Source organism: Bradyrhizobium sp. HKCCYLS3070, assembly GCF_051167575.1.
In the GTDB taxonomy this organism is placed as follows: Bacteria; Pseudomonadota; Alphaproteobacteria; order Rhizobiales; family Xanthobacteraceae; genus Bradyrhizobium.
In genome coordinates, this window is record NZ_JBNPTI010000001.1 from 333,001 (window position 1) to 357,620 (window position 24,620).

Here is a 24,620-nt window from a genome sequence, read left to right on the forward strand (position 1 = left end):
GAGCGACGTCGTTATGAGTAGATCGATATGTAGACGATTAGTTACGGAATGAGATCGTTCGAAGATAATCGATGTCTACGTCTTGCGCGTGCCGTTGATTGTGTGTAGTAGCACCGTCCTTCGTGATGACTTTGGTTCGGGCTCGCTGAAATCCCGACTGGCGCGGCCGGTGTCCGGTCCCGTGTTCCGTCGTCGCAAAGAACAAGGAGTCTGTAGCTCATGGAGAGCGTCGGGTTGAAGGCCCGAAGGCATCGGTTCGATTCCGATCGACACCACCAAAGGATAGCTCAGTTAGGTAGAGCAGATGACTGTGAATCATCGGGTCGCGGGTTCGACTCCCGCTCCAGCGCTTCGGTTTAGCCTGAGAAGCTAATCGCCTCTGACGAGGACCGGACGCGCGCTTCAGTCGCGGTCCGGCCGTTTTGCCCAAGAAGAAAGTTCTAGGGCATTTCGACCAGATCAAGACACTGCAGAACCGGCTCTGTGCCGCGGTGGATACCGCGTCTGAAGATGCCGGGAAGGCTGCGCAAGGACGCTCGGGCTGATAGCTCGTGTGACCGCGCGCGTGCGCCCGGCATCGTCAGATGCTCAAGCCTCGGTCCGCTCGGTTCACGCAGGAAGCGTCGTCCGGTCCTCACGTCCTTTGATCAATGAATCGCGTTTCGGCCGATGGGCCGGACGCAAGCTGTGGGAGTGTGTTGTGACTTGGCATCTGGTGACGAAGACCGTGACGGTGGAGGATGGCGAGCGGGCGCTGGTCTGGCGCGACGGCCAGCTCGTGCGCGTGCTCGCGCCCGGCCGTCATGCGCTGCTCGACCCGCTGCGCCGGCTGAAGGTGCAGGTGTTCGACGTGGTCAAGGCCGAATACCCGGCCGAGCGCTACGCAGTGCTGAAGGCCGCACGTCCCGATCTCGCCGCGGAGCTGTTCGCGGCGGTCGAGACCGGCGCGAACGAGATCGCGATCGTCAGCCTCGATGGCCGGCCGACGCATCTGCTCACGCCCTGGCAGACCCGGGTCTACTGGAAGGTTGCGACTGAGGTCGAAGTCGAGCGCATCGACATCACCAGCGACGTGCGCGTGAGCGCGCGGCACCTGGCGATGATCGAGCGTAACCGGCCGGGCATCGTGACCGAGGCCGTGGTCGAGAACCACGAGGCTGGTCTGCTCTATGTCGACGGCAAGCTGACCGAGCGGCTGGCGCCGGGCCGGCACGCCTTCTGGGCGGTCGGCCGCAAGATCGAGGTCAAGCGCCTGGATCTGCGGCCCACGGTGCTGGAGATCACCGCGCAGGAGATGCTGACCAAGGATCGCATCGCGCTGCGGGTGACGCTCACGGCGTTCCGGCGGATTGCCGACGCGGAGGCGGCTGTCGCGACCACGCCCGACGTGGATGCGTGGCTGTACCGGCTGGTGCAGTTCGCGATCCGGGAGGCGGTGGCGTCGCGCACGCTCGACGAGGTGCTGGCGGCCAAGGTCTCGCTCGATGCCGAGCTGCGCGACTACGTGCGCGCGCGGCTGGGTGTTTCGGGCGTCGAGGTGACGGAGCTCGGCGTGAAGGACGTGATCCTGCCCGGCGAGATCCGCGACCTCGTCAACAAGGTGGTGGAGGCGGAGCGGCTGGCCAAGGCCAACCTGATCCGTCGCCAGGAGGAGACCGCGGCGACGCGCTCGCTCCTGAACACTGCCAGGCTGATGGAAGAGAACCCGCTGCTGCTGCGGCTCAAGGAGCTGGAGTCGCTGGAGCGCCTGGTCGAGAAGGTCGGCCGTATCGACCTGCACGCCGGCGACGGCGCCGGCCTCGACGCGCTGCTGACGCGGCTGGTGCGGCTGAAGGCGCCGGAGACGGCGTGATCGAAGAGAGGCCGCCCAAGGGCGGCCTCTCGCTTGGAAGTGAGAGGGCGTAGGACAGAATTGAAATTGCAGCTCAGTTTCGTGAGTATGGATTCCGAGCTCTCGCTGCGAGCCCCGGAATGACGGGAGGAGAGATCACACCTCTCTCCACGCGTCATTCCGGGGCAGCCGCGTAGCGGCTGAGCCCGGAATCCATAACCACGGCTCTCGGATGGCATACTACGTCTATCTACTGGCGAGCAAAAAACACGGGACGCTCTATCTGGGCATCACGAATGATCTCATTCGACGCGTCTACGAACACCGAACCAAGGCGGCTCCGGGCTTCACCTCGCGCTATGACATCGGCAAGCTCGTCTGGTTCGAGATCTACGACAACGCGATCACGGCCATCGCGCGCGAGAAGGAGCTGAAGAAGTGGCGGCGCGACTGGAAAATCAGGCTGATCGAGGAGAACAACCCGAATTGGGACGATCTGTATCCGGGGATTTGTGGTTGAGACGGTGCCTCACACTGACCGTCGGGAGTATGGATTCCGGGCTCGCGCCGTCTGCGCAAATGGCTTTGCCATTTGCTTGCCGACGCGCCCCGGAATGACGCATCGAGAGATCACGCGCTCTTTCCTCCGCCATTCTCGGCCAGCACAGTGTCGGGGGTATAGATCATCGACGGATGCCATATGCTTGGCCGGCGATGAGCGCAACATCTTGGTGTCACGAACTACGCACGCACAGGCGCCACTGATCGCGCTACGAGCGGCGAATGAACGCAGCTGCCGCTGGATGTTACAAACTGACCTGATTGGAATGTGAGACGAGCCATGATCGACGGAAACACCCTGATCGCCTGGGGCTTCAAGCCCGGTCGCTGGTTCAAGGAGGGACTGGCGACGGCCAATGCGATGCGGGCCGATGGCGCCGATGATGACGCGATCTTCGCCGCGCTGCAGGAACTGCAGCCGGCGGAGACGCTGATGCGCACCAACGGCGTGCCGTTCGCGATGCTGATCGAGGCCGACAACGAGCTGGAGCGCGCCAATGTCGCGGCGGTGACCCAGCACATGGATGCGTTGATGCGGGTGCCGACCATCGTAGCCGGCGCCGTGATGCCGGACGCCTGTCCGTCGGGAACGGCGCTCGGCACCATCCCGGTCGGCGGCGTGGTCGCCTGTGAGGACGCGATCCATCCGGGCTTCCATTCCTCCGACATTTGCTGCTCGGTGGCGGTGACGGTGTTCGCGCGCAAGGACGATCCCAAGCGCATTCTCGATGCGGTTCACGCCGTGACCCATTTCGGTCCCGGCGGACGCGACCGGCTGCATCAGCCGCCCGACGAGGTGATGGCAGGGTTCGAGGCCAATCCCTTCCTGAAGGGGCTCGAGCGCTTCGCGATCGGCCACTTCGCCACGCAGGGCGACGGCAACCACTTCGCCTATGTCGGCCATCTCAGGTCGACCGGGCAGGCGGCGCTGGTGACGCATCACGGCTCGCGCGGCTTCGGCGCACAGCTCTACAAGCGCGGCATGGCGGTGGCGAAGCGGCACACCGCGATCCATGCGCCGAAGGTCCCGGAGCACAGCGCCTGGATCAAGGCGTCGAGCGACGACGGCCGCGCCTATTGGGAGGCGTTGCAGGTCGCGCGGCTGTGGACCAGGGCCAATCACCACGCGATTCACGATCTCGCTGCGGCGAAGCTCGGCAACGCCGTCGCCGACCGGTTCTGGAACGAGCACAACTTCGTCTTCCAGAAGAGCGACGGCCTGTTCTACCACGGCAAGGGGGCGACGCCGAACTGGTCCGGCTTCTCGGCTGACGATGACGGACGCACGATCGTGCCGCTCAACATGGCCGAGCCGGTGCTGATCCTGAAGCATCGCGACAACAAGGATGCGCTCGGCTTCGCGCCGCACGGCGCTGGCCGCAATCTCGGTCGGAAGGCGTTTTTGCGCGCGCATCGCCCGGAGATGCCCGAGGGCATCGATGCGCGGTTCTATTGCGGCAAGCCTGATTTGTCGGAGCTGCCGCAGGCCTACAAGAACGCGGCGTCGGTACGGGCGCAGATCGCACGCTACGGCCTCGGCGAGGTGACCGACGAGGTGATCCCTTACGGCTCGATCATGGCCGGTGACTGGGAAGCCGACGCGCCGTGGCGGAAGGGGCGGTGAAGACTCCAAATCGGTGAGGTCGCCCACGGGCGGCCTCCTGTTGACGGGGCGGCAGGCGCCGGAGGTGATCAGCGGCCGCGTGGCCGCCGGTTCATTTGGCGATTGCGCATGGCCGGGCCTTCCATCATCCTCAGGCTGTGAAGAAGGGGGGAGACGCGATGACGAGCCTGGATGCGGGTGCAATCGGGCCGAAGCGCGAGCCGTGGTGGGCGATCGCGGGGATCTTCATCGCGGGCTTTGCGCTGCTGTGCCTGCTGCTGGCCTCACCGGTACTGATCCGCTCCTTCCTGTATCAGCCGTTCAACATCCCTTCATCCTCGAACATTCCAACGCTTCGCGTCGGCGATGTCTTCTTCGTGTCGAAATATCCCTACGGCTACAGCCGCTTCACTTGGCCGTTGTCATGGCCTTCCTCGTTGCCGCCGTCGGCGCGCATCTGGGGCGCGACACCTGCGCGCGGTGATGTGGTCGCGTTCTTCCTGCCGAAAGACAATGCGACCGTCTACATCAAGCGCGTCGTCGGACTGCCCGGCGATCGCGTCCAGATGAAGGATGGAGTGCTCTACATCAACGATACGGCCGTCGAGCGCGAGCGGGTCGAGGATCTGACCGGAGAGGCTGCCTGCGGCGGCGATGCCAACGAGCGCGTCAAGCGTTGGCGCGAGACGTTGCCGAACGGGGCAAGCTACGAGACGCTGGATTGCCTGGACCACGGCTTCTTCGACAATACCAACGTCTTCGTCGTGCCGCCCGGGCGGCTGTTCATGCTCGGCGACAACCGCGACAACTCGACCGACAGCCGTGTGCTTGGCACCATCGGCTATGTGCCGATCGAGAATGTCATCGGCCGCGCCGCGATGATCTTCTTCTCGGCCACCAGCGCCGAGAAAGGCAAGCCGGGCCGGATCCGTTTCGAGCGGATCGGGACGATGGTGAAGTAGGGCGGCGCGGAGCCCGTAGCCCGCATGAGCGAAGCGACATGCGGGATCACCTGGTCGGTTCGTGACACCCCGGATGTCGCTCCCGCCTGCGCCCTTCGGGATGCGGCGTGCGCTCATCTGAACTACGCATTGAATGCATCGGGGGCATGAGCCCGAAACCGAGGCTGGCGATGCGACAATTCCAGCACAAACGAAAACCCCGGCATCGCTGCCGGGGTTTTGCAATTGTCGTCTGCGACGAAGCGTCGGACTTAGAAGTCCATGCCGCCCATGCCGCCGCCCGGAGGCATCGCGGGGCCGCCGGCGTTCTTCTTCGGCAGCTCGGCGACCATGGCTTCGGTCGTGATCAGCAGCGCGGCCACGGAGGCGGCGTTCTGGATCGCGGCGCGAACCACCTTGGTCGGGTCGATGATGCCCTTGGAGACCAGGTTGCCGTACTCGCCGGTCTGGCTGTCGAAGCCATAGGCGTACTGGTCCTTCTCCAGGATCTTGCCGACGATGACCGAGCCGTCCTCGCCCGCGTTGATCGCGATCTGGCGGGCCGGAGCGGAGAGCGCCTTGCGGACGATCTCGATGCCGGTCTTCTGGTCGTCGTTCTTGGTGCGCAGGCCCTTGAGCTGCTCGGAGGCACGGAGCAGGGCGACGCCGCCGCCCGGCAGGATGCCTTCCTCGACAGCCGCGCGGGTCGCATGCATCGCGTCATCCACGCGATCCTTGCGCTCCTTGACCTCGACCTCGGTCGCGCCGCCGACGCGGATCACCGCGACGCCGCCCGCGAGCTTGGCCAGACGCTCCTGCAGCTTCTCACGGTCGTAGTCCGAGGTGGTCTCCTCGATCTGCGCCTTGATCTGCTGAACGCGCGCCTCGATGTCGGCCTTCTTGCCGGCGCCGTTGACGATCGTGGTGTTCTCCTTGTCGATCATCACCTTCTTGGCGCGGCCGAGCATGGAGAGGTTGACGTTCTCGAGCTTGATGCCGAGATCTTCCGAGATCGCCTGGCCGCCGGTCAGGATCGCGATGTCCTGCAGCATGGCCTTGCGGCGATCGCCGAAGCCCGGCGCCTTGACGGCCGCGACCTTCAGGCCGCCACGCAGGCGGTTGACGACGAGCGTAGCCAGCGCCTCGCCCTCGACGTCCTCGGCGACGATCACCAGCGGCTTGCCGGTCTGCACCACGGCCTCGAGCAGCGGCAGCAGCTCGTTCAGCGACGACAGCTTCTTCTCGTTGATCAGGATGTAGGCGTCATCCATCTCGACGCGCATCTTGTCGGCGTTGGTGACGAAGTAGGGCGAGATGTAGCCGCGGTCGAACTGCATGCCCTCGACGACGTCGAGCTCGGTCTCCAGCGACTTGGCTTCCTCGACGGTGATGACACCCTCGTTGCCGACCTTCTTCATGGCGTCGGCGAGGAACTTGCCGATCTCGGCGTCGCCGTTGGCGGAGATGGTGCCGACCTGGGCGATCTCGTCGTTCGACGTGACCTTCTTGGAGTTCTTGACGAGGTCGGCAACGACCGCCTCGACCGCGAGGTCGATGCCGCGCTTCAGATCCATCGGGTTCATGCCGGCGGCAACCGCCTTGGCGCCTTCACGCACGATGGCCTGGGCCAGCACGGTCGCGGTGGTGGTGCCGTCGCCGGCCGCATCAGCGGACTTCGAGGCGACCTCGCGCACCATCTGCGCGCCCATGTTCTCGAACTTGTCGTCGAGCTCGATCTCCTTGGCGACGGTGACGCCGTCCTTGGTGATGCGCGGCGCGCCGAACGACTTGTCGAGGACGACGTTGCGGCCCTTCGGACCGAGCGTGACCTTGACGGCATTGGCGAGGATGTCCACGCCGCGCAGCATGCGGTCGCGAGCGTCGACGCCGAACTTTACGTCTTTTGCTGACATATTGGGTTTCCCTGAGTTGAATTGGTCGTCTCACCCTGGGCAGGGCGCCCGCAGGCGCTCCTCAGGGTGAGCGTTGAGCGGGTTGGCTTAGGCGGCCTTCTTCTTCGACGCGGTGTCGGTGAGCACGCCCATGATGTCGCTTTCCTTCATGATCAGCAGCTCGTGGCCGTCGATCTTGACCTCGGTGCCCGACCACTTGCCGAACAGCACGCGATCACCGACCTGGACGTCGAGCGGGACCAGCTTGCCGCTCTCGTCGCGGGCGCCCGGGCCCACCGCGATCACTTCGCCCTGCGAGGGCTTTTCCTTGGCCGAGTCGGGGATGATGATGCCGCCAGCGGTCTTCTCTTCGGCGTCGATGCGCTTGACCACGACGCGGTCGTGAAGCGGACGGAAAGCCATACAGTCCTCCTAAGCTATTGAGGCGATTGTCAGTTTCTGGAAATTTGGCAGTCGGCGCCGGCGAGTGCCAGCACGCAGGCTGGATTTAGGGGAGAGCATTCAGCCGGGCAAGGGCTTGTAGCAGAAAAATTAGCAGTCAACTGCGGGCTCTGCCAAAGCGTTCCGATAGCGTTAACGGGAGCGGAACGGACCGTGAAACCCCGTATTAGCACCTGGGCTAAGTGGCTGCTAATGCAGCATTTTTCAACATGTCGTTAAACATTTAAGCTTGAGATGGGTTGAGGACATGCGTCACATTTCTAGGCAGTGAGCGCATCTTTGCCGGGTGGCTCCATCCCGGATGGCCACACGGACATGCGCTCCAGAAACGGAGGTTGGCATGGTGTCGAAGGTTGAGGTTTCCGAGGACTTTCGGAAACAGGTGCTGGGTTACGGGCTGACGACGGCGCAGATCCTGTATCGGATGCCGGACCATCGCTCGCTGCTGCAGACCTATGTCTGGCAGAACTACGACCTGTTTCCGAAATTCCCGGCGCTGCAGGACTTCCTGGCGTTCTGGCAGGAGAAGATCGAGGGTCCGCTGTATTCGGTCACGGTGGCGCATTCCAAGCTGATCAAGCCGGCCGAGCTGCGCGCCGTCGACGGCGTCTTCCGGCTGCATTGAGGCTGACAGCCACCGCTGCCGCCTCATGAGATTCCGGGGCGCGCGAAGCGCGAGCCCGGAATCCATCGGGCGGCAGAACGCGCGGAGGAATGGATTCCGGGCTCGTGCTTCGCACGCCCTGGAATGACGACCTTTGTTGGAGCGGCTGCTGGGACTCTCCATATGTGCTACCCTCGCGACGAGGATACGCAGGGAGAGCACCATGGCCACCAAGAGCCGGACGACCAAGCCCGCATCACGCGCCGCCGCCAAGTCAGCGGCGCTGAAGACCGGCAAGAGCAGTAAGGCGACGGCGAAGGCCGTTACGAGAACTAGCGCCAAGCCGCTGGCGAAGACGCCCGCCAAGCCGGGCCGGGCGGCTGCGCCCTCGGCGCGCAAGGCGCTGGCGAGCAAGGGGCGACCAGCGCCGGCGCCGCGCCGCCGCAAACAGAAGGTCGCGATCAGCCATCACCGCGAGGAGGACTTCAAGGCCGACGGCCTGCGCGCCTATGCCCATTACCGCGACCTCGGCATCGCCGACGCGACGCACGGTTTGGCGCGCGCGCATGTCATCCGCATGCTGCCGCCGTGCAATCCGCAGGAAGTCTCCAAGCTGCACACCCATGCGGTCGACTTCCAGATGGTCTATGTGCTCAAGGGCTGGGTGAAGAGCTACCTCGAAGGCGTCGGCGAGACGCTGATGCAGGAGGGCAGCTGCTGGACCCAGCCGCCGAAGATCCGGCACATGATCCTCGACTATTCCGACGACGTCGAGCTGCTGGAAGTGATCCTGCCGGCCGACTTCAAAACCGTCGAACTGTCGACGTAAAGCCGACAGAAATGGATGGAAACATTTGCGTGCGATGGACGGCGGTCCCATCGCGCGTGTGTGTTGACATCCGGTCTCGCGTCACTGGGACGGATGGGCCGGCGACGAATCCGTAAGAGGTGTTCGCCGCGGGCTTGCGTAAAGGCGTACCCGTCCCGTTGCCGCGCTTCGTCGTCCAGTTCGCTCCCACGATCCCGCGCGCGCCTCGCACGCGCGCATCGATGCAGCCCCGCTTCGCCAGCGCGGGCGCCGGCTCGGCTTCGGGTGTAGGACATCGCGAGGACATCGACTGGCTGCGCGCCATCGCGGTGCTCTCCGTCGTCGCATTCCATTTCGAGGCGCCGGCGATCTTCGGCGGCTTCGTCGGCGTCGACATCTTCTTCGTCATCTCCGGCTACCTGATCACCGGCATCATCGCCGCGGAGATCGCGGCGGGCCGCTTCTCGTTCGTGCAATTCTACGAGCGGAGGGTGCGGCGGCTGCTGCCGGCGCTCTACGCCATGGTGGCGTTCGCGGCGCTCCCGGCGTCGCAGGACATGCTGGGCTCCGAGCGCGCCGAATTCTTCCGTTCCGCGGCCGCCGTCGTCACCTTCACTTCGAACATCTTCTTCTGGCAGCAGTCGGGCTATTTCGACCACGCCGCGGTGGAGAAGCCGCTGCTGCACGCCTGGTCGCTCGCGGTCGAGGAGCAGTTCTATCTGGTGCTGCCGATCGTGGTCTGGGCCGTGTTGCTGCTAGCGCGCGGCCGCAGGCTGGCGCTGACTTTCACGCTGGCGCTGCTGGCTGCCGGCTCGTTCGCGCTCGGTTTGCTGCTGATGCGAGGCGGCGCGTCCGCGAGCGCATTCTTCCTCAGCCCGCCGCGCGCCTGGGAATTCCTGCTCGGCAGCCTGGTCGCGATATCCGGCCTTCCCGCACCGCGGCCTGGTCTCGCCCGGCGCGGCGCCCGCGCGCTGTCGCTGCTGCTGATGGCGGTGCCGATTCTGGCGCTGCGCCCCGGACCGGGTTTCCCCGGCGTCGACGCGCTGGCGCCATGCCTCGGCGCCGCGCTGTTCCTGTGGAGCGGCGCCCGCGTGGCCAACGTGCCGCGTAGCCCGCTATCGCCGCTCGGCGTGGCGGCGTTCTTCGGCCGCATTTCCTATTCGCTGTATCTGTGGCACTGGCCGTTGTTCGCCTTCGCGCGCTTCGCCAAGCCCGGCCTCGCGCTCGACGGCTGGGAGCGGGCGGCCCTGTTCGTCCTGACGGTCGCGGTCGCCACGCTGTCGTGGCGCTTCATCGAGCAACCGTTCCGCAACCGCCGGCTCGCGGCGACTCCGCGCGCCGCGTTCGGTCTCGCGGCGGTGGCGAGCCTGCTGCTGCTGGCCGGCAGCGGCGTCGGCCTGCTGCGCGCCGGCGCCGTGTCGGACGCCGACCGCGCGGCGCAGCGGCTGGACGCCTACAACGCCTACGACATGAAGCCGGTCTATCGCTACGGCACCTGCTTCACGACGCCGGACGGGCGCGTGCCCGAGGATTGTCTCCGTCCAGTGCCAGGCAAGACCAATTTGCTGCTGTGGGGCGACAGCTTTGCGGCGCACTACTACCACGGCCTCAAGGCCGAGCTCGATCCGGACACCGTCAACATCATGCAGGCGAGCCAGCCCACCTGCATGCCGACCTTCAGCGCGGAGACGCAGGGCGTGGCCGCCTGCCGCGCGCTGGCGGCCCAGATGCGCGACTACTTCGCGGCACACCGGCCCGATCTGGTGGTGATGTCAGCAGATTGGCTCGAAGATGCCCGATCGCCGCGCTTTGCCGGAATGGTGCGCGACCTCAGGTCGACCCTGTCTCGGCTCAATGATGCCGGCATTCCGGTGGTGCTGCTCGGCCCCTCCGTGCAATTCCGGGCGCGGCTGCCGTCGATGCTGGCGCGCGCCACCTTGCGCGGCGCGACTCCGGATCCCGTGGCTTTCGTCCGCTCGGACATCTTCGCGCTGGATGCGGCCATGCAGGCGGCGCTGCCGAGTGGCGAAGGCCTGTCCTACATCTCGATCCTGTCGGCGGTCTGCGAGAACAGCCGCTGTCCGCTCACGGTCGGCGACGTCCCGCTGTCGTTCGATCATGCGCATCTCACGGCGGAGGGCTCCCAGCTCGTGATGGCGAGGATCGTGCCGCAACTGCTGCCGATGACGACCGAGCTCAGCTCACGTCAGCAGGCCGACGATCGCACCCATCAGGCAGGTGGTGAGGGTGCCGGAGACGATTGATTTCAGGCCGAGCGCGTTGATCTCGTCGCGCCGGGTCGGCGCCATGGTGCCGAGGCCGCCGATCATGATGCCGAGGCTGGCGAAGTTGGCGAAGCCGCACATCGCGTACAGCATGATCAGCCGCGCGCGCGGATCGAGCGCGCCTGCATCGAGCTTGGCCAGCTCGACATAGGCGATCAGCTCGTTCAGCACCGTCTTGGTGCCCATCAGGCCGCCGGCGGTGACGGCCTCCGACCACGGCAGGCCCATCAGCCAGCACACCGGCGCCATCACGAGGCCGAGCAGCCGCTGCAGCGAGATGTCGGCGCCGCCGATGGCGGGCAAGAGCGACAGGATCGCGTTGGCGAGATGCACCAGCGCGACCAGCACCAGCAGCAGCGCCACGATGTTCATCAAGAGTTCGAGCCCGGCGCTGGTACCCTTGACGATCGCGTCCATGGTCGAGGTGGCCTGAGTCCCAGGATCGCCGAGCGCGCCGCCGGTGAGCTGCTTCGACGTCTCCGGCACCATGATCAGGCTGACCAAGATCGACGCCGGCGCGCCGAGCACCGAGGCGATGACGAAATGCGCGGCGGCATCCGGGATCAGTGGCGCCAGCAGCGTGGCGTAGAGCACCAGCACGGTGCCGGCGATGCCGGCCATGCCGCCGGTCATGACGAGAAACAATTCGCTTCGCGTCATCTGCGCCAGATACGGCCGGATGAACAGCGGCGCTTCGACCATGCCGAGGAAGACATTAGCGGCGGTCGACAGGCCGACCGCGCCGCCGACGCCGAGGGTGCGCTCCAGCAGCCAGGCCATGCCGCGCACCAAGGGCGGCAGCACGCGCCAGTAGAACAACAGCGTCGTGAGCACGCTCATGACCAGCACGATCGGCAGCGCCTGGAAGGCGAGCACGAAATCGGCACCGGGCGCCTTCAGCTCGAAGGGCAGGGCGCCGCCGCCGACATAGCCGAAGACGAAGGAGGTGCCGGCCCGGGAGGCCGACGAGATGGCGCCCACGACGTCGTTGATGGCGCCGAACGCGCGGGCGACGGCGGGCACCTTGAGCAGGACGATGGCCGTCACGAGCGTCACCACCAGCCCGAGCCCGGCCTGCTTCAACGACACCGCGCGCCGGTTTTCACCGAGCGCCCATGCGATCGCGAGCAGTGCGATTATCCCGAACGCCGATTGCAGCTGAAGCATCAGATCCCCCGAACCCCGTTTCATTATGGGCGCAGGGAACTGCCGCGTGCAATGCCGCGCGGCCATGCGGGGCCCGCGATTGACAAGCAGTGAGGGCTGCGTCACGCAGGCGCCATCATGTCGTCCACCTTCCCGATCGGCGCGCGCGATCTCTTGAAGCAAAGCGCGTTCCTGTTCTTCCTGTCGTCCCGCAGCCTGTCGCGCTTTGCGAGCCAGATCGCGGCGGTGGCGATCGGCTGGCAGATCTACGACCTGACCGGGCGCGCCTTCGATCTCGGCATGGTCGGGCTGATCCAGTTCCTGCCAACGGCACTGCTGGTGTTCGTCGCCGGCAGCGCCGCCGACCGATTCCAGCGCAAGCGCGTCGTGCAGCTCTGTCAGCTCGTCGAGGCGCTGACGGCGCTCTATCTGTGCTGGGGCGCTTACGCCGGTCAGCTCGGCGAATTCCAGCTGTTCGCGGCCGTCTTCGTGCTCGGCATTGCCGGCGCCTTCGAAAGCCCGGCCACGGCGGCGCTGCTGCCGCTGATCGCGCCGTCCGGGACCTTGCAGCGGGCCAGCGCGCTGTCCAGCGGTGCAGCGCAGCTCGCGACCATCGCGGGGCCTGCGATCGGCGGCTTCGCCTATGCGGTCGCGCCCGGTGTGCCCTACGGCATCATGATGCTGTTCTGGATCGGAGGCATGGCCCTGACCGGCCTGATGCAGGTGCCTGATGACGTGCCGGCCGAGCGGCTCGAGGGCAGCAAGGACGATCTGTTCGCCGGCGTCCGCTTCATCCGCGCCAATCCGGCGATCCTCGGCACCATCTCGCTCGATCTGTTCGCGGTGTTGCTCGGCGGCGTCACTGCGCTGCTGCCGATCTACGCGCGCGATATTCTCGACACCGGGCCGTTCGGGCTCGGCGTGCTGCGCGCCGCGCCCGCGGTCGGCGCGCTGGCGATGACGGCGGTGCTGGCGCGCTACACCATTCGGCGGCGCGTCGGCCTGCGCATGTTCCAGGCGGTCATCGTGTTCGGTGCGGCGACGGTCGTGTTCGCCGTCTCGCATGTGATGTGGATCTCGGTCGCTGCGCTCGCCGTTCTCGGCGCCGCCGACACCGTCAGCGTCGTGATCCGCTTTTCTCTCGTTCAGCTCGCCACGCCCAACGAGATGCGCGGTCGCGTCGGCGCGGTGAACTTCCTGTTCATCAACGCCTCCAACCAGCTCGGCCAGTTCGAGAGCGGCGTCACCGCCGCGCTGCTAGGGGCCATGCCCGCCGCCATCCTCGGCGGCGTCGGCACCATCGCGATCGCGCTGGCGTGGATGACGCTGTTTCCCGAGCTGCGGAAGGTGGAGCGGTTGGAGTAGGGCGAGCCGGCCGCGCTCTCTCCGTCATTCCGGGGCATCGCGCAGCGATGAGCCCGGAATCCACCACCATGAGACGTCGTGTGACGAAGATAAATGCCACATCCATCTCGCGCCACACCACCGCGTGTGGCTATGGATTCCGGGCTCGCGCTGCGCGATGCCCCGGAATGACGAGTGGAGAGAGCAGGGAGCGGGATCTGAAAGAAGTGATCACCCCCGTCCGACGAACGGCATCTTTGTCGCCATCACCGTGATGAACAGGACGTTGGCGTCGAGCGGCAGGCTGGCCATGTAGGCGACGGCGTCGCCGACCGCCTTCACGTCCATGCGCGGCTCCGGCATCATGCGGCCGTCGGGCTGCAGCACGCCGCCGACCATGCGCTCGGTCATCGGCGTCTCGGCGTTGCCGATGTCGATCTGGCCGACCGCGATGTCATAGGCGCGGCCGTCGAGGTTCGACGCTTTCGTCAGACCCGTGATCGCGTGCTTCGTCGAGGTGTAGGGCGAGGAGAACGGCCGCGGCGCGTGCGCCGAGATCGAGCCGTTGTTGATGATGCGGCCGCCGCGCGGCGATTGATCCTTCATGATGCGGAAGGCGTGCTGCGTGCACAGGAACGGCGCAGTGAGGTTGGTCGCCACCACCGACTGCCATTGCTGCAGGGTGAGGTCCTCGAATGGCACCGGTGGCGCGCCCATGCCGGCATTGTTGAACAGCACGTCGAGCCGGCCGTAGGTCGACTTCACGGTGTCGAACAGCGCCGCGATCGAGGCGGGGTCCATCATATCGGCGGAGACGGGGAGGCTCATGCCGGCTGGGCCGAGCTTGGCGGTCTCCTCCAGCATCTCCTTGCGGCGACCGGCCAGCACCACGGTGAAGCCGGAGTTCATCAACGCGAGCGATGCGGCGCGGCCGACCCCCGTGCCTGCGCCTGTCACCAGCGCGATCTTCTTTGCCGCTTCAGCCATGTTTCCTCACCTTCAGTTCAAGTGTTTTGCAGTTTCAGTGTTTTGACTCGCTCTGAGTCTTATAGGGCGGCCTTGGAATGTTGTTATGCGCAGCGCGCAGGGCCGCCGACCAGCGCGAGCGGAGATCGTGGAAATAGGGCTCGCCGGCCTCGATGCGATGATTGAGGTCGGCCTCGCAGGCCTCCGCGCGCACGACCAGCACGTCGATCGGCAGGCCGACGCCGAGATTGGAGCGCATCGTCGAGTCCATCGAGATCAGGCCCGTCTTCAGCGCCTCGTAGAGCTCGACGTCGTAATGCATGGCGCGGTCGAGCACCGGCTTGCCGTATTTGTGCTCGCCGATCTGCAGATAGGGCGTGTCGGTGGTGCATTCGATGAAGTTGCCGGCGGTGTAGACCATGAACAGCCGCATCCGCGAGCCCTTGATCTGGCCGCCGAACAGGAACGAGACGTCGAACGAGATGTCCTCGGCCTTCAGGGCCGGCCCTTCGGTGGCGTGCACCATGCGGATCGCCTTGCCGATACGCTGCGCCGCCTGGAACATGGTCGGCGCGTTCATCAGCGTCTCCACCTCGCCGGTGTCGGGGTCTTCCATCCCTTCAGTCAAGGTCGATAGGACGGACTGGCTGATGGCGAGATTGCCGGCGCTGGCGACCGCCACGATGCGCTCGCCCGGATTGGAGAAGATGTGCAGCTTGCGGAAGGTCGAGACGTTGTCGAGACCGGCATTGGTTCGGGTGTCCGCGATCATGACGAGGCCGTCACGCACCAGAATTCCGCAGCAATAGGTCATCTCAGTCCCCTCGAGCCATTGCGCGAATTACTAGCGAAAATCGGCCTCCCGTCCACCCCCGCCAATGTCGAAGCCGGAATGAGCGGTCGCTCCACAAAAGGTCGTCATTCCGGGGCGGAGCGAAGCGACGAGCCCGGAATCCATCCCTCCGTGCATTCTGCCGCCCGATGGATTCCGGGCACGCGCTTCGCGCGCCCCGGAACGACACCATGGCTGGAGCGCGCGTTCCAGAATTCAGGACTGCCGCTGCGACTGGGATTGCGACGGACCGCCGCGGCCGACCTGCTCGACCTTCACTTTCACGGTGAGCGTCTCGGTGCCGCCGCCATAGCGTGTGCCGCGCACCGGCGCCGCACCGAGATAATCGAGCCCGATCGCGACCCGGACATGAGCGTCGGTGGTGCAGATGCAGTTGGCGGCATCGAAACCGACCCAGCCGAGATCCGGTACATAGGCTTCCGCCCAGGCATGGCCGGCCTCCTGGTGCACTGCACCATCGGAACGCAGGAAGTGGCCGGATACGAAACGCGCGGGAATGCCGGCGGCGCGCGCGCAGGCGATGAAGATATGCGCATAGTCCTGGCAGACGCCGCGCTTCAGCACGAAGGCTTCCGCTGCCGAGGTGCCGCTGTGGGTCGGATCCTCGTCGAAGGTCATGTGCTCGTAGACCTGCATCATCAGCGTGTGCAGGAGGCCGAGTACGTCGCTCTCCGACTCCGCGCGCAGATCGCGCACGACGGCGGCCATGGCCGCATTTGCGGCCGTGAGCGGCGTCTGCCGGAGGAAGAAGCTGGGCGGGAAGCGTTCGTCCGCTCCCTTCAGCACGCCGCCGGTGTCGTGGGTCTCGACCAGTCCTTCGGCGGTGATCGTGAGGTCCTCGAGCGCGCCATGCGTGATCACGTGGGTGATGTTGCCGAATGCGTCCTCGTGCATGTCGAGGCGGGAATCGGTCGACACGTCGATCTGCCACTCCGCCACATATTGGCCGTCATTGCTGCCGGGCGTCATGCGGATGATCTGGATCGCGCCGGTCGCCGCCGGCTCGTAGCGGTAGGTGGTGGAATGGGAGATACGCAGGCGCATGGCGGTCGACCAGTCTTCGTCAGATGTACTGTCCGCGGTAGCTCGTTTCACCTCTCCCTGAAAGGGGGAAGGAGGATCCCTCGGGCGGAGGGTAGGGGCCGGGTGCCGGACGTGGTCTCGCAGTCACAGTCCGACGGCCGCCCATCGCCGTATTCGCCGCGCTCCAGGCGCTCAGATCAGATACTGCTTGGTGATGATCTCTCCGAGCCGTGAATTGTCGGCGATGAACTCCTGGATGAACTCGTGCACGCCGCGCTGGAAAATGTCGTCCATGTTGGAGTGGTCGAGCCGGTTGCGGACGCCGCGGGCATGGCGCTGCGCGGCCCCCTGGCGGCCATAGGCGACGCCGATCTGGTCGAGATTGCGGACGAGGTTGCCGTAGCAGCTTGCCAGCGAGCGCGGCAGCGTGTCGTTGAGGATCAGCAGGTCCGCGATCAGCCAGGGCTTCAGCGTCTCGCGATAGACCCAGTGATAGGCCGTGAGCGCCGAGACCGAACGCAGGATCGAGGTCCACTGATAATAGTCCAGCGGGCCGCCGACATGCTCCTCCTCGGGCAGTAACACGTGATATTTGACGTCGAGGATGCGGGCGGTGTTGTCGGCGCGCTCCAGATGCAGCCCGAGCCGCGAGAACCAGTAGGCGTCGTTGCGCAGCATGGTCCGGTAGGCCGAGCCGTCGAAGCGCAGCGAGGTTTCCTGCACGAAGCGCAGGAAGCGCGCCAGCTCCTCGCGCGTCTTGGTGCCCTTGCTCCAGACCTCCTGGAGCTCGATCCAGGAGCCGTTGAGGGTGTCCCACATCTCCGACGTCAGCGCCGTCCGCACCGAGCGGGCGTTGAGGCGGGCGGCCTCGATGCAGTTCTTGATCGAGGACGGGTTCGACTGGTTGAACGAGAGATATTCGACGACGTTCTGCTCGTTGGCCTCGGAGTAATGCTCGTAGAAGCTGACGTTGACGCCGGCGGTCATCAGCGCCGATTCCCACTCATTGGTCTTGCCGATATAGGCCGCGGGAAGCGCCGTGACGCGCAGGGTGGCGTCGATGGTGCGGGCGAGGTACTCGGCGCGCTCGACGTAGCGGGCCAGCCAGTACAGATTTTCGGCGGTGCGCGACAGCATGGGCAATCTATGAGGTGCGATGTGAACCCGCCCCGGCGAGGGGGAAGGCATGCACGGGAACGAAGCGCGTGAAGCGAGGGCGGCGAGGCTTACTCATCCAGCACCCATGTGTCCTTGGTGCCGCCGCCCTGGCTGGAATTCACCACCAGCGAGCCTTCCTTCAGCGCCACGCGGGTGAGGCCGCCGGGCACGATGGTGGTGCGGTCGCGGCCGGTCAGCACGAACGGGCGCAAATCGACATGGCGCGGTGCCAGCCCTGACGTGACGCAGGTCGGGCAGGTCGACAGCGCCAGCGTCGGCTGCGCGATGAAGCCCTCCGGCTCGCGCTTCAGCTTGTCGCGGAACGCCTCGATGGTCGCCTTGGTGGCGGCCGGGCCGATCAGCATGCCGTAGCCGCCGGAGCCGTGCACCTCCTTGACGACGAGCTCGCCGAGATGGTCGAGCACGTAGGACAGATCCTGCGGCTCACGGCAGCGCCAGGTCTGCACGTTCTTCAGGATCGGCTCCTCGCCGAGATAGAACTTCACGACATCGGGCATGTAGGAGTAGATCGCCTTGTCGTCGGCGATGCCGGTGCCGACCGCGTTGGCGAGCGTCACGTTGCCGGCAACATAGGCCGACATCAGGCCGGGCACGCCGAGCGCCGAATCCGGGCGGAAGGTGAGGGGGTCGAGGAAGTCGTCGTCGACGCGGCGGTAGATCACGTCGACCCGCTTCAGCCCCTCGGTGGTGCGCATGAACACCTCGTCGTTCTTGACGATGAGGTCGCGGCCCTCGACCAGCTCGATGCCGAGCTTGTCGGCCAGGAACGAGTGCTCGTAATAGGCGGAGTTGTAGATGCCCGGCGTCATCAGCGCTACCGTCGGCTCGGCCGAGGCGCTGAGCGGCGCCACCGAGCGCAACGCCGACAGCAATTCGTCCGGATAGCGCTCGACCGGCGCGACGCGGTGGCGCGCGAACAGGTCCGGAAACAGCCGCATCATGATCTCGCGGTTTTCCAGCATGTAGGACACGCCCGACGGCGTGCGCGCGTTGTCCTCGAGCACGATGAAGTCGTTGGCGTCGACGCGGACGATGTCGATGCCGGCGATATGGACGTAGACGTCGTGCGGCACGTCCTGGCCGTTCATCTCCGGGCGGAACACCGGGTTCTGGAAGATCAAGTCATCCGGGATGACGTTGGCGCGGAGGATGTCCCGGCCATGATAGATGTCGCGCAGGAACATGTTCAGCGCCTTGACGCGCTGCTTCAGTCCCTTCTCCAGCAGGGTCCATTCCTTGCCCGAGAGGATGCGCGGGATGACGTCGAACGGGATCAGCCGCTCCTGCGCCTCCGCCTCGCCATAGACCGCGAAGGTGATGCCGATTCGCCGGAACAACAGCTCTGCCTCGTGGCGGCGATACTCGAGCGCCTCCGGCGGCGTTTCCTTCAGCCACCGCGACAGCTCCTGATACGCCTGACGGACCTCGCCGCCCGGCCCGTTCATTTCGTCGAACGCAACTGCCATAGATGCCCGTGTGTCCCAGCCTCGCCATACACTGCATGACTCCTCGGGATGGTAGCAAGGGGCGGGCCAGCGCGATATGCATTCTCCTGCGGCATTTCGTGGGGGGGTGCGAAGGCCGTGCCCGAAAAACCGGCTGCGTGGTGCTCAAATCCGCGGCATAGACTGCGACGTTCCGGATGACATTGGCGCCGTGGCGGGCCAAAAGAGACGACAGATGCGAGGAGAAACCATGAGCGAGATCGTCACCGCGGGGTTGCTGGTCATCGGCGACGAGATCCTGTCCGGCCGCACCAAGGACAAGAACATCGGCTTCATCGCCGAATACCTCACCAATCTCGGCATCGACCTCAAGGAGGTCCGGGTGGTCTCCGACGACGAGCCGGACATCATCGCGGCGCTCGATGCGCTGCGGCATCGCTACACCTATGTGTTCACCACCGGCGGCATCGGTCCGACCCATGACGACATCACCGCGGATGCGATCGCCAAGGCGTTCGGCGTCGGCATCGACCACCATCCCGAGGTGGTGGCGCGCTTCCGCGAGCGCTGGAGCGAGCAGGAGCTCAACGAGGCGCGGCTGCGCATGGCGCGCATCCCCGACGGCGCCGAGCTGATCCAGAGCGCCACCATCCTGGCGCCCGGCTTCAAGCTCGGCAACGTCATCGTCATGGCCGGCGTGCCGTCGATCATGCAGGCGATGATGGACATCGTCGCGCCGAAGCTGAAATCGGGCGTGCGCATGCTGTCGGAGACCGTGCGCGCCAATGCCCGCGAGGGCGATATCGGCGGCCCCCTGCGCGAGATCGCCAAGGCGCATCCGGACACCATCATCGGCAGCTATCCCTTCATCGACGAGGATCAGAAGCCGAACACGCATCTCGTCGTGCGCTCGCGCGACCAGGATAAGCTGTCGGCCGCGATGGCAGCCGTGAAGGAGATGCTCGCCGGGCTCAACGTGACGCGCTAAAGCAGGTGCAGCTGTCGAGAACTCGCGGACGAGATGAGATGCCAGACAAGACTTTGAGTGCAGAGGAGCGCGCGGGCCGGGCCTTCCCGGTGTCCTGGGACCAGTTTCATCGCGATTGCCGGGCGCTGACCTGGCGGCTGAACGAGATCGGGCCGTTTCATGCCGTCGTGGCCATCACCCGCGGCGGACTGGTGCCGGCGGCGATCGTGGCGCGCGAGCTTGGCGTGCGCGTCATCGATACGATCTGCATCGCGAGCTATGACCACACCAAGCAGGGCGAGCTGCAGGTCCTGAAGGGCATCTCGGCCGACACGGCGCAACTCGGCGGCGGCACCGGCAAGGGGCTCCTGATCGTCGATGATCTCGTCGACACCGGCAAGACCGGACGCATGGTCCGCGAGATCCTCCCCGACGCCCATTTCGCCACCGTCTATGCCAAGCCGAAGGGCCGACCGCTGGTCGACACCTTCATCACCGAGGTGTCGCAGGACACCTGGATCTTCTTCCCCTGGGACACCGCGCTGTCGTTCGCGCCGCCACTGCGCGACGGGGCGGCGTAAGCCCGGAGAGTGGCGAATAGGGAGTAGCGAATAGGGAATTCGGGTGGGCGAGGCGTTCGCTATTCGCTACTCCCCATTCGCTATTCGCCAGCCGAAGGCTCGCCATGCCGCTGCAGAACCGCGTCACGCCGATGGGCGATATCGTCGCCGCGCCGCATCGCGGCCTCTTCACCGGAAATCGCGGCATCATCCACGACCCCGCGACGAAGACGCTGTTGCGGAAGCGCTGGTCGAGCCCCGCCTGGCTGGTCTGCCTGTGCGAGTTTCGCGGCAAGCGCCGAAAGGTCATGGCAACGCAAAGCTGGACCGAGCTGTTCTTCCTTGACGAGGCGACCGCGCTCGCCGCCGGCCATCGCCCCTGCTTCTATTGCCGGCGCGACGACGCCAAGAGGTTTCGCGCCGCATGGCAAGAGGGCAACGGCGTCGGGGCTCTGCGCATCTCCGAGATTGATCGCGTGCTCCATCGCGAGCGCCTCGATCGCGGTCGCAAGCGCCTGCATCCGCTGCCGACGCCGCTCGCCGCCTTGCCTGACGGGGCCATGGTGCAGGCAGGCGAGGAGAGCTTTCTGATCCGAAAAGGCAGGGCGCTGCCCTGGTCGGCGGCGGGCTATGACGCGCCACGCGCAGGGATCACCGACGCGTTGCTGCTGACCCCGCCCTCGACGCTGCGCGCGATCCAGGCGGGCTATGCGCCGGTGCTGCATCCGAGCGCGATGACCTGACCGTCGGGTGATCGGGGCGCCGCGCGGATGTGCCGCGCGGAGCTCCGCGCGTCACCACGTGTAGCGCACGATGCCCTTGCCGGCGTAGCTGCGGGTCACATCCGAGAACTCGCCCTCGAAGCTCGCGGCGGCCGACCAGCCATTCCGCCACTTCATTTCAGCGGAGACCGTGGTCAGCGCTGAATTCTGCGCCTGCCGCGCGCCGTTGACGACGAAGGATGCGCCCGGAAGGGTCTGGAACGTGGCCCCGGCCGACCGGCTGGGGTTGAAGTCATAGGCCCAGGCGAAGCGGCTGCGCAGCGTGAAAACGCCATCAGCCAGCGCATAGGCCTTATCGGTGCGCAGGCCCAGCTCCGACCGCGTATCGGTGACGTTCTGCGATCCAAAGCGCAGCGCGAAGGTATTGGCGCCGGAGACCGCATTCTCCGCATAGCCCGGCAGGCTGAACGTCGTGAACTGCGCCGCGGCGTAGGGCGTGATCCCGAACCCCATCCAGGGCGACACGAAGCGATAGCCGCCCTCGACCCGGCCGGCAAAGGTGTTGGCGTCGAAATTGGCCCGCAGCTGGTCGACGCCGGCCACGGTCACGGTGCGGTTGGTGGTGATGTTCTGCCAGCCATAGGCCAATGCCGCGGAGATATAGGCCGGGCCGACCGTGTGCCGGACGAAGGCGCCGGCCTGGAACAGGTCGGACCGGCCGCTGCCGCCATTGGCGACGCTGAACGTGGTGCCGCCGCCGGCCATCGAGAACCCGGCGATCGTGGACGGCGAGAAGCGGTAGTCGGCGCCGACGGCCGTGCCGTAGATGTTGCTGGTGGTATTGTTGGACCCGAGCGCGGTGTTGCCATCAGTGGTCTGCGAGCCGCCGAAGCCGGCTGCCCACACGCTCCAGCCCGGCCTGACCACGGGCGCGGCCGGCGCCTTGGTGTAGATCGCGGCCAGCGCGTCGTTCGGATTGCGCTTGGAAGCAAAAGCGAGCGTCTCCTCCGCGTAGCCGATCGCGCCGCTGGGCGCAGAGCCCTGGTCGCCGCGGCCGCCGACGAACGGATCGGTCATGACGCCCATGAATTGCGTCATCGCATTGAACGTCGTCTGCTGCGAGCCGGTCGCGGTCTCGCCCGAGATCTGCGTCAGTCCCGCTGGCGTCAAGCCGGTGAAGACGACGGGAATGCTGCCGTTCGTGTTGAAGTAGTTGCTGAGCGCGTTGCTGACGTTCTGCTGGTTGATGTTCCCCGACGAGCCCATCGTCAGATTGAGGAAGGCGTTGTTGGCGTCGTAGCTCAACGTCGCGCTGAAGCCCGCCGGCAGGTTGGTGTTGGTGACGCCGCCGAAGGTGCCGCTGACGCCGCCGGTGGCGGTGAGAATGGTGTATTGCTTGGAGATGTAGCTGCCGTTTGCGAAGGTCGCGGTGACGGCGGCGCCCCCGAGCGTCGCAGTGCCGGTGACGGTGGCGAACGACGCCGTGCTCGGATTCACCTGCACCAGGTATTGCGCGCCCGACTGGAACGCGAGGTTGCCGACGATAGCCATGGAGGACGCCGGGGTGCCGTTGCCCGGCGCGAACGAACCTGAGATCGTCGCGTTGGCGCCGGTGACGGTGCCATCTCCGCTCAGCGTGCCGAACGTCTTGTTGAAGCCGTTGAGATCCAGCGTGGCGCCGGACAGCACGCTGAACACCGTGCTGGCGCCGAACGCGCCGGCCGAGCCCGCGCGCAGCGTACCGGCGTCGACATTGGTCGCGCCGGTGTAGGTGTTGGTGCCCGAGAGCAGCAGGATGCCGCCGCCCGCCTTCACCAGGGTGCCGGCGGAGGCGCCGTCGCCGACGATGCCTTGCAACGTGGTCGTGGTCGCGCCGGCTACGTCGATCGTCGACAGCCCGGCAATCTTGAAGTCGCGGCCGTTGGCGAACGTCGTCGTGCCGGTGACCGCCAAAGTGCCGCCATTGGAAATGATCACGTCGTTGGCGACGTTGCCGAGATTGGCGGTGGCGCCGACCGAGAGCGTGCCGGCGCTGATGTTGACGTTGCCGGTGAACGTATTGGTCGCCGACAGCACCAACGTGCCGATGCCGGTCTTGTTGATCGCCGTGTTGACGCCGCCGGTCGTCAGTCCGGTGCCGCCGATGGAGTCGCCGTAGGTCACGGTGCCGCCGGACACGCTGATATTGGCCGTCACGCCGCTCAGGAAGATGCCGGCGCCCTGCGCTGCACCGGCCGCTGCCGAAAACCCGTTGATGGCGCTTGGCCCGATGCCGATGCCGGGGGTGCCGGCGGCGCCACCGGTGACGGTGTTGCCCGAAATCGGCGAGTCGAGAATCGTCAGCGTGCCGCCGGTGGCGACATAGATGGCGCCGCCATTGGCTGCGCCGCCATTGCCGCCGGCGCCGCCGTCGGAGCCGGGCCCAGGCCCGCCCGCGCCGCTGGCATTCGTCGCGCCGTCGCCGCCGGTGCCGCCGTTGCCGCCATTGGCGTTGCCGGTGCCGCCCGGATTGTTGTTGGTGTAGGTGTTGCTGTTGGTGGTGCCTGAGCCGCCGCCGCCACCGCCGCCGTCGCCGAGCGCGGCGCCCGCGGTGCCGGCCGTGCCTTGCGTGCCGGTATGTCCGCCGGTGCCGCCCGCGCCGCCGCCGCCGCTGGCACCGCCGTTGTTCGCGGCACCGCCCGCGCCGCCGTTGCCGCCATTCACCGGGTCGGCCGCCGCATTCTGTGCGCTGCCGCCATTGCCGCCGGCGCCACCGGTGGCGCTGTTGCTGGTGAAGGTCACCGCGGCGATCGTGACGTTGGCGCCGCTGCCGACCAGCAGGCCGCCGCCGGCACCGAGACCGCCACCGCCGCCGCCGCCGGAGCCATAGGCCAGACCGCCGCTATAATAGCCGTTCTGGCCGTTCTGGCCGTTGCCGCCGATCGCGGCCGTGTTGGTGATCGCCAGGCTGGAGATGTTCACGGTCGGCGCGTTGGCACCGTTGACGACGATGCCCTGAAACGAGGAGGCGCCGTTGATCGTCTGGCCGTTGCCGGTGATGTTCACCGTGACGTTGCTGTTGGCGGCCTGCAGTTGCGCAAGCGAGCTCGACAGCGTGAAGCCGCTGGTGATGTTGATGGTGACGGTCGAGTTGGCGCCGGCGGCCGCGACCGCTGCCACCGCCGTATTCCAGTCGGTCTGGTTGGCGACATCGATCGCCAGGGCCTGGGTGCTCAACATGGTGCCCGCAAGAAGAACCGAGAGGGTCAGCCAGCGCCGCGACTTCGGCGCAGCAAACATCGTTCTCGCAAGGCAAGCCATTGCATTCCCCAATAATGAAAGCGGAGGTCAGATACGAACTGGATTAAGCAGCAAAAAATTCACGCCACACTTGTGGCCAAGAAATGAAATGTTAGGACACATACTGTCAAGCGCAGCAAAGACACACA

The 24,620-nt window shown here is 66.1% G+C and carries 20 protein-coding genes and 2 tRNA genes; 13 read left to right on the plus strand and 9 right to left on the minus strand.

What is annotated here, in order from left to right; all coding sequences use genetic code 11:
- Positions 1-205: 205 nt before the first annotated feature.
- The 6 genes from ACQR03_RS01500 (at position 206) to lepB (ending at position 4,957) form a co-directional block, all read left to right on the plus strand.
- Positions 206-278, plus strand: a tRNA-Phe gene (locus tag ACQR03_RS01500).
- 2 nt (positions 279-280) lie between these two features.
- A tRNA-His gene (locus ACQR03_RS01505) sits at positions 281-346 on the plus strand.
- Positions 347-700: 354 nt separating this feature from the next.
- The gene (locus ACQR03_RS01510) at positions 701-1,852 is read left to right on the plus strand and encodes a slipin family protein (RefSeq protein WP_434841520.1); all 1,152 of its coding nucleotides are present in this window, start codon (positions 701-703) and stop codon (positions 1,850-1,852) included.
- 211 nt (positions 1,853-2,063) lie between these two features.
- Positions 2,064-2,351, plus strand: a complete 288-nt coding sequence (locus ACQR03_RS01515; protein ID WP_315714979.1) for a GIY-YIG nuclease family protein — start codon at positions 2,064-2,066, stop codon at positions 2,349-2,351.
- Between the two features lie 321 nt (positions 2,352-2,672).
- Positions 2,673-4,016: an RtcB family protein gene (locus ACQR03_RS01520; protein ID WP_315749400.1), complete on the plus strand. Its 1,344-nt coding sequence runs from the start codon at positions 2,673-2,675 to the stop codon at positions 4,014-4,016.
- Between the two features lie 158 nt (positions 4,017-4,174).
- Positions 4,175-4,957, plus strand: coding sequence for a signal peptidase I (lepB, locus tag ACQR03_RS01525; protein WP_316202219.1), 783 nt, complete (start codon positions 4,175-4,177; stop codon positions 4,955-4,957).
- A 251-nt stretch (positions 4,958-5,208) separates the two neighbouring features.
- Here lepB and groL read toward each other — a convergent pair whose 3' ends face one another.
- On the minus strand, positions 5,209-6,849 hold the full coding sequence (gene groL, locus ACQR03_RS01530; RefSeq protein ID WP_315714737.1) for a chaperonin GroEL: 1,641 nt from the start codon (positions 6,847-6,849) through the stop codon (positions 5,209-5,211).
- 87 nt (positions 6,850-6,936) lie between these two features.
- Complete coding sequence (groES, locus tag ACQR03_RS01535; protein ID WP_315714736.1) at positions 6,937-7,251, minus strand: co-chaperone GroES; 315 nt, start codon at positions 7,249-7,251, stop codon at positions 6,937-6,939.
- Positions 7,252-7,630: 379 nt separating this feature from the next.
- Here groES and ACQR03_RS01540 point away from each other — a divergent pair, with 379 nt between their 5' ends.
- The 3 genes from ACQR03_RS01540 (at position 7,631) to ACQR03_RS01550 (ending at position 10,966) form a co-directional block, all read left to right on the plus strand.
- Positions 7,631-7,915, plus strand: coding sequence for an usg protein (locus tag ACQR03_RS01540; protein WP_315714735.1), 285 nt, complete (start codon positions 7,631-7,633; stop codon positions 7,913-7,915).
- Positions 7,916-8,117: 202 nt separating this feature from the next.
- Complete coding sequence (locus ACQR03_RS01545) at positions 8,118-8,723, plus strand: cupin (RefSeq protein WP_315749404.1); 606 nt, start codon at positions 8,118-8,120, stop codon at positions 8,721-8,723.
- A gap of 221 nt (positions 8,724-8,944) precedes the next feature.
- Positions 8,945-10,966: an acyltransferase family protein gene (locus ACQR03_RS01550; protein WP_434841519.1), complete on the plus strand. Its 2,022-nt coding sequence runs from the start codon at positions 8,945-8,947 to the stop codon at positions 10,964-10,966.
- On the opposite strand, the gene ACQR03_RS01555 is transcribed toward ACQR03_RS01550, so the two are convergent.
- A complete protein-coding gene (locus tag ACQR03_RS01555) occupies positions 10,904-12,154 on the minus strand; it encodes a NupC/NupG family nucleoside CNT transporter (RefSeq protein WP_316202217.1) in 1,251 nt (416 codons plus the stop codon). The two genes, ACQR03_RS01550 and ACQR03_RS01555, sit on opposite strands and share 63 nt — an antisense overlap.
- A gap of 117 nt (positions 12,155-12,271) precedes the next feature.
- On the opposite strand from ACQR03_RS01555, the gene ACQR03_RS01560 reads away from it, so the two are divergent.
- Positions 12,272-13,498: an MFS transporter gene (locus ACQR03_RS01560; RefSeq protein ID WP_434841518.1), complete on the plus strand. Its 1,227-nt coding sequence runs from the start codon at positions 12,272-12,274 to the stop codon at positions 13,496-13,498.
- Positions 13,499-13,708: 210 nt separating this feature from the next.
- Here ACQR03_RS01560 and ACQR03_RS01565 read toward each other — a convergent pair whose 3' ends face one another.
- The 5 genes from ACQR03_RS01565 to ACQR03_RS01585 form a co-directional block, all read right to left on the minus strand.
- On the minus strand, positions 13,709-14,464 hold the full coding sequence (locus tag ACQR03_RS01565; RefSeq protein WP_315714730.1) for an SDR family oxidoreductase: 756 nt from the start codon (positions 14,462-14,464) through the stop codon (positions 13,709-13,711).
- A 34-nt stretch (positions 14,465-14,498) separates the two neighbouring features.
- Positions 14,499-15,257, minus strand: coding sequence for a peptidase (locus ACQR03_RS01570; RefSeq protein ID WP_315714729.1), 759 nt, complete (start codon positions 15,255-15,257; stop codon positions 14,499-14,501).
- Positions 15,258-15,491: 234 nt separating this feature from the next.
- A complete protein-coding gene (locus ACQR03_RS01575) occupies positions 15,492-16,340 on the minus strand; it encodes a transglutaminase family protein (RefSeq protein ID WP_315826251.1) in 849 nt (282 codons plus the stop codon).
- Between the two features lie 171 nt (positions 16,341-16,511).
- Entirely contained in the window at positions 16,512-17,456 is a 945-nt protein-coding gene (locus ACQR03_RS01580; RefSeq protein ID WP_315714727.1) for an alpha-E domain-containing protein, read from the minus strand.
- Between the two features lie 89 nt (positions 17,457-17,545).
- Positions 17,546-18,964 (minus strand): circularly permuted type 2 ATP-grasp protein, encoded by a 1,419-nt coding sequence (locus ACQR03_RS01585; protein WP_315749414.1) that lies wholly within the window; start codon positions 18,962-18,964, stop codon positions 17,546-17,548.
- Positions 18,965-19,193: 229 nt separating this feature from the next.
- On the opposite strand from ACQR03_RS01585, the gene ACQR03_RS01590 reads away from it, so the two are divergent.
- The 3 genes from ACQR03_RS01590 to ACQR03_RS01600 all read left to right on the plus strand — a co-directional run bounded on the left by ACQR03_RS01590 (position 19,194) and on the right by ACQR03_RS01600 (position 21,213).
- Positions 19,194-19,931, plus strand: coding sequence for a competence/damage-inducible protein A (locus ACQR03_RS01590; protein WP_315759531.1), 738 nt, complete (start codon positions 19,194-19,196; stop codon positions 19,929-19,931).
- Between the two features lie 38 nt (positions 19,932-19,969).
- Entirely contained in the window at positions 19,970-20,491 is a 522-nt protein-coding gene (gene gpt, locus ACQR03_RS01595; RefSeq protein ID WP_315714724.1) for a xanthine phosphoribosyltransferase, read from the plus strand.
- Positions 20,492-20,595: 104 nt separating this feature from the next.
- Entirely contained in the window at positions 20,596-21,213 is a 618-nt protein-coding gene (locus ACQR03_RS01600) for a hypothetical protein (protein ID WP_316185307.1), read from the plus strand.
- A gap of 51 nt (positions 21,214-21,264) precedes the next feature.
- On the opposite strand, the gene ACQR03_RS01605 is transcribed toward ACQR03_RS01600, so the two are convergent.
- Positions 21,265-24,471, minus strand: coding sequence for an autotransporter domain-containing protein (locus ACQR03_RS01605; protein ID WP_316202215.1), 3,207 nt, complete (start codon positions 24,469-24,471; stop codon positions 21,265-21,267).
- Positions 24,472-24,620 lie beyond the last annotated feature (149 nt).

Excerpts from the sequence above, each read along its gene's own strand:
- ACQR03_RS01605 (WP_316202215.1), bottom strand. The coding sequence starts at position 24,471 with ATGTTTGCTGCGCCGAAGTCGCGGCGCTGGCTGACCCTCTCGGTTCTT.
- groL (WP_315714737.1), bottom strand. The coding sequence starts at position 6,849 with ATGTCAGCAAAAGACGTAAAGTTCGGCGTCGACGCTCGCGACCGCATG.
- ACQR03_RS01520 (WP_315749400.1), top strand. The coding sequence starts at position 2,673 with ATGATCGACGGAAACACCCTGATCGCCTGGGGCTTCAAGCCCGGTCGC.
- ACQR03_RS01580 (WP_315714727.1), bottom strand. The coding sequence starts at position 17,456 with ATGCTGTCGCGCACCGCCGAAAATCTGTACTGGCTGGCCCGCTACGTC.
- ACQR03_RS01590 (WP_315759531.1), top strand. The coding sequence starts at position 19,194 with ATGAGCGAGATCGTCACCGCGGGGTTGCTGGTCATCGGCGACGAGATC.
- ACQR03_RS01545 (WP_315749404.1), top strand. The coding sequence starts at position 8,118 with ATGGCCACCAAGAGCCGGACGACCAAGCCCGCATCACGCGCCGCCGCC.
- ACQR03_RS01515 (WP_315714979.1), top strand. The coding sequence starts at position 2,064 with ATGGCATACTACGTCTATCTACTGGCGAGCAAAAAACACGGGACGCTC.
- ACQR03_RS01550 (WP_434841519.1), top strand. The coding sequence starts at position 8,945 with ATGCAGCCCCGCTTCGCCAGCGCGGGCGCCGGCTCGGCTTCGGGTGTA.
- ACQR03_RS01565 (WP_315714730.1), bottom strand. The coding sequence starts at position 14,464 with ATGGCTGAAGCGGCAAAGAAGATCGCGCTGGTGACAGGCGCAGGCACG.
- gpt (WP_315714724.1), top strand. The coding sequence starts at position 19,970 with ATGCCAGACAAGACTTTGAGTGCAGAGGAGCGCGCGGGCCGGGCCTTC.
- ACQR03_RS01540 (WP_315714735.1), top strand. The coding sequence starts at position 7,631 with ATGGTGTCGAAGGTTGAGGTTTCCGAGGACTTTCGGAAACAGGTGCTG.
- lepB (WP_316202219.1), top strand. The coding sequence starts at position 4,175 with ATGACGAGCCTGGATGCGGGTGCAATCGGGCCGAAGCGCGAGCCGTGG.
- ACQR03_RS01585 (WP_315749414.1), bottom strand. The coding sequence starts at position 18,964 with ATGGCAGTTGCGTTCGACGAAATGAACGGGCCGGGCGGCGAGGTCCGT.
- ACQR03_RS01560 (WP_434841518.1), top strand. The coding sequence starts at position 12,272 with ATGTCGTCCACCTTCCCGATCGGCGCGCGCGATCTCTTGAAGCAAAGC.
- ACQR03_RS01575 (WP_315826251.1), bottom strand. The coding sequence starts at position 16,340 with ATGCGCCTGCGTATCTCCCATTCCACCACCTACCGCTACGAGCCGGCG.
- ACQR03_RS01570 (WP_315714729.1), bottom strand. The coding sequence starts at position 15,257 with ATGACCTATTGCTGCGGAATTCTGGTGCGTGACGGCCTCGTCATGATC.
- ACQR03_RS01600 (WP_316185307.1), top strand. The coding sequence starts at position 20,596 with ATGCCGCTGCAGAACCGCGTCACGCCGATGGGCGATATCGTCGCCGCG.
- ACQR03_RS01555 (WP_316202217.1), bottom strand. The coding sequence starts at position 12,154 with ATGCTTCAGCTGCAATCGGCGTTCGGGATAATCGCACTGCTCGCGATC.
- groES (WP_315714736.1), bottom strand. The coding sequence starts at position 7,251 with ATGGCTTTCCGTCCGCTTCACGACCGCGTCGTGGTCAAGCGCATCGAC.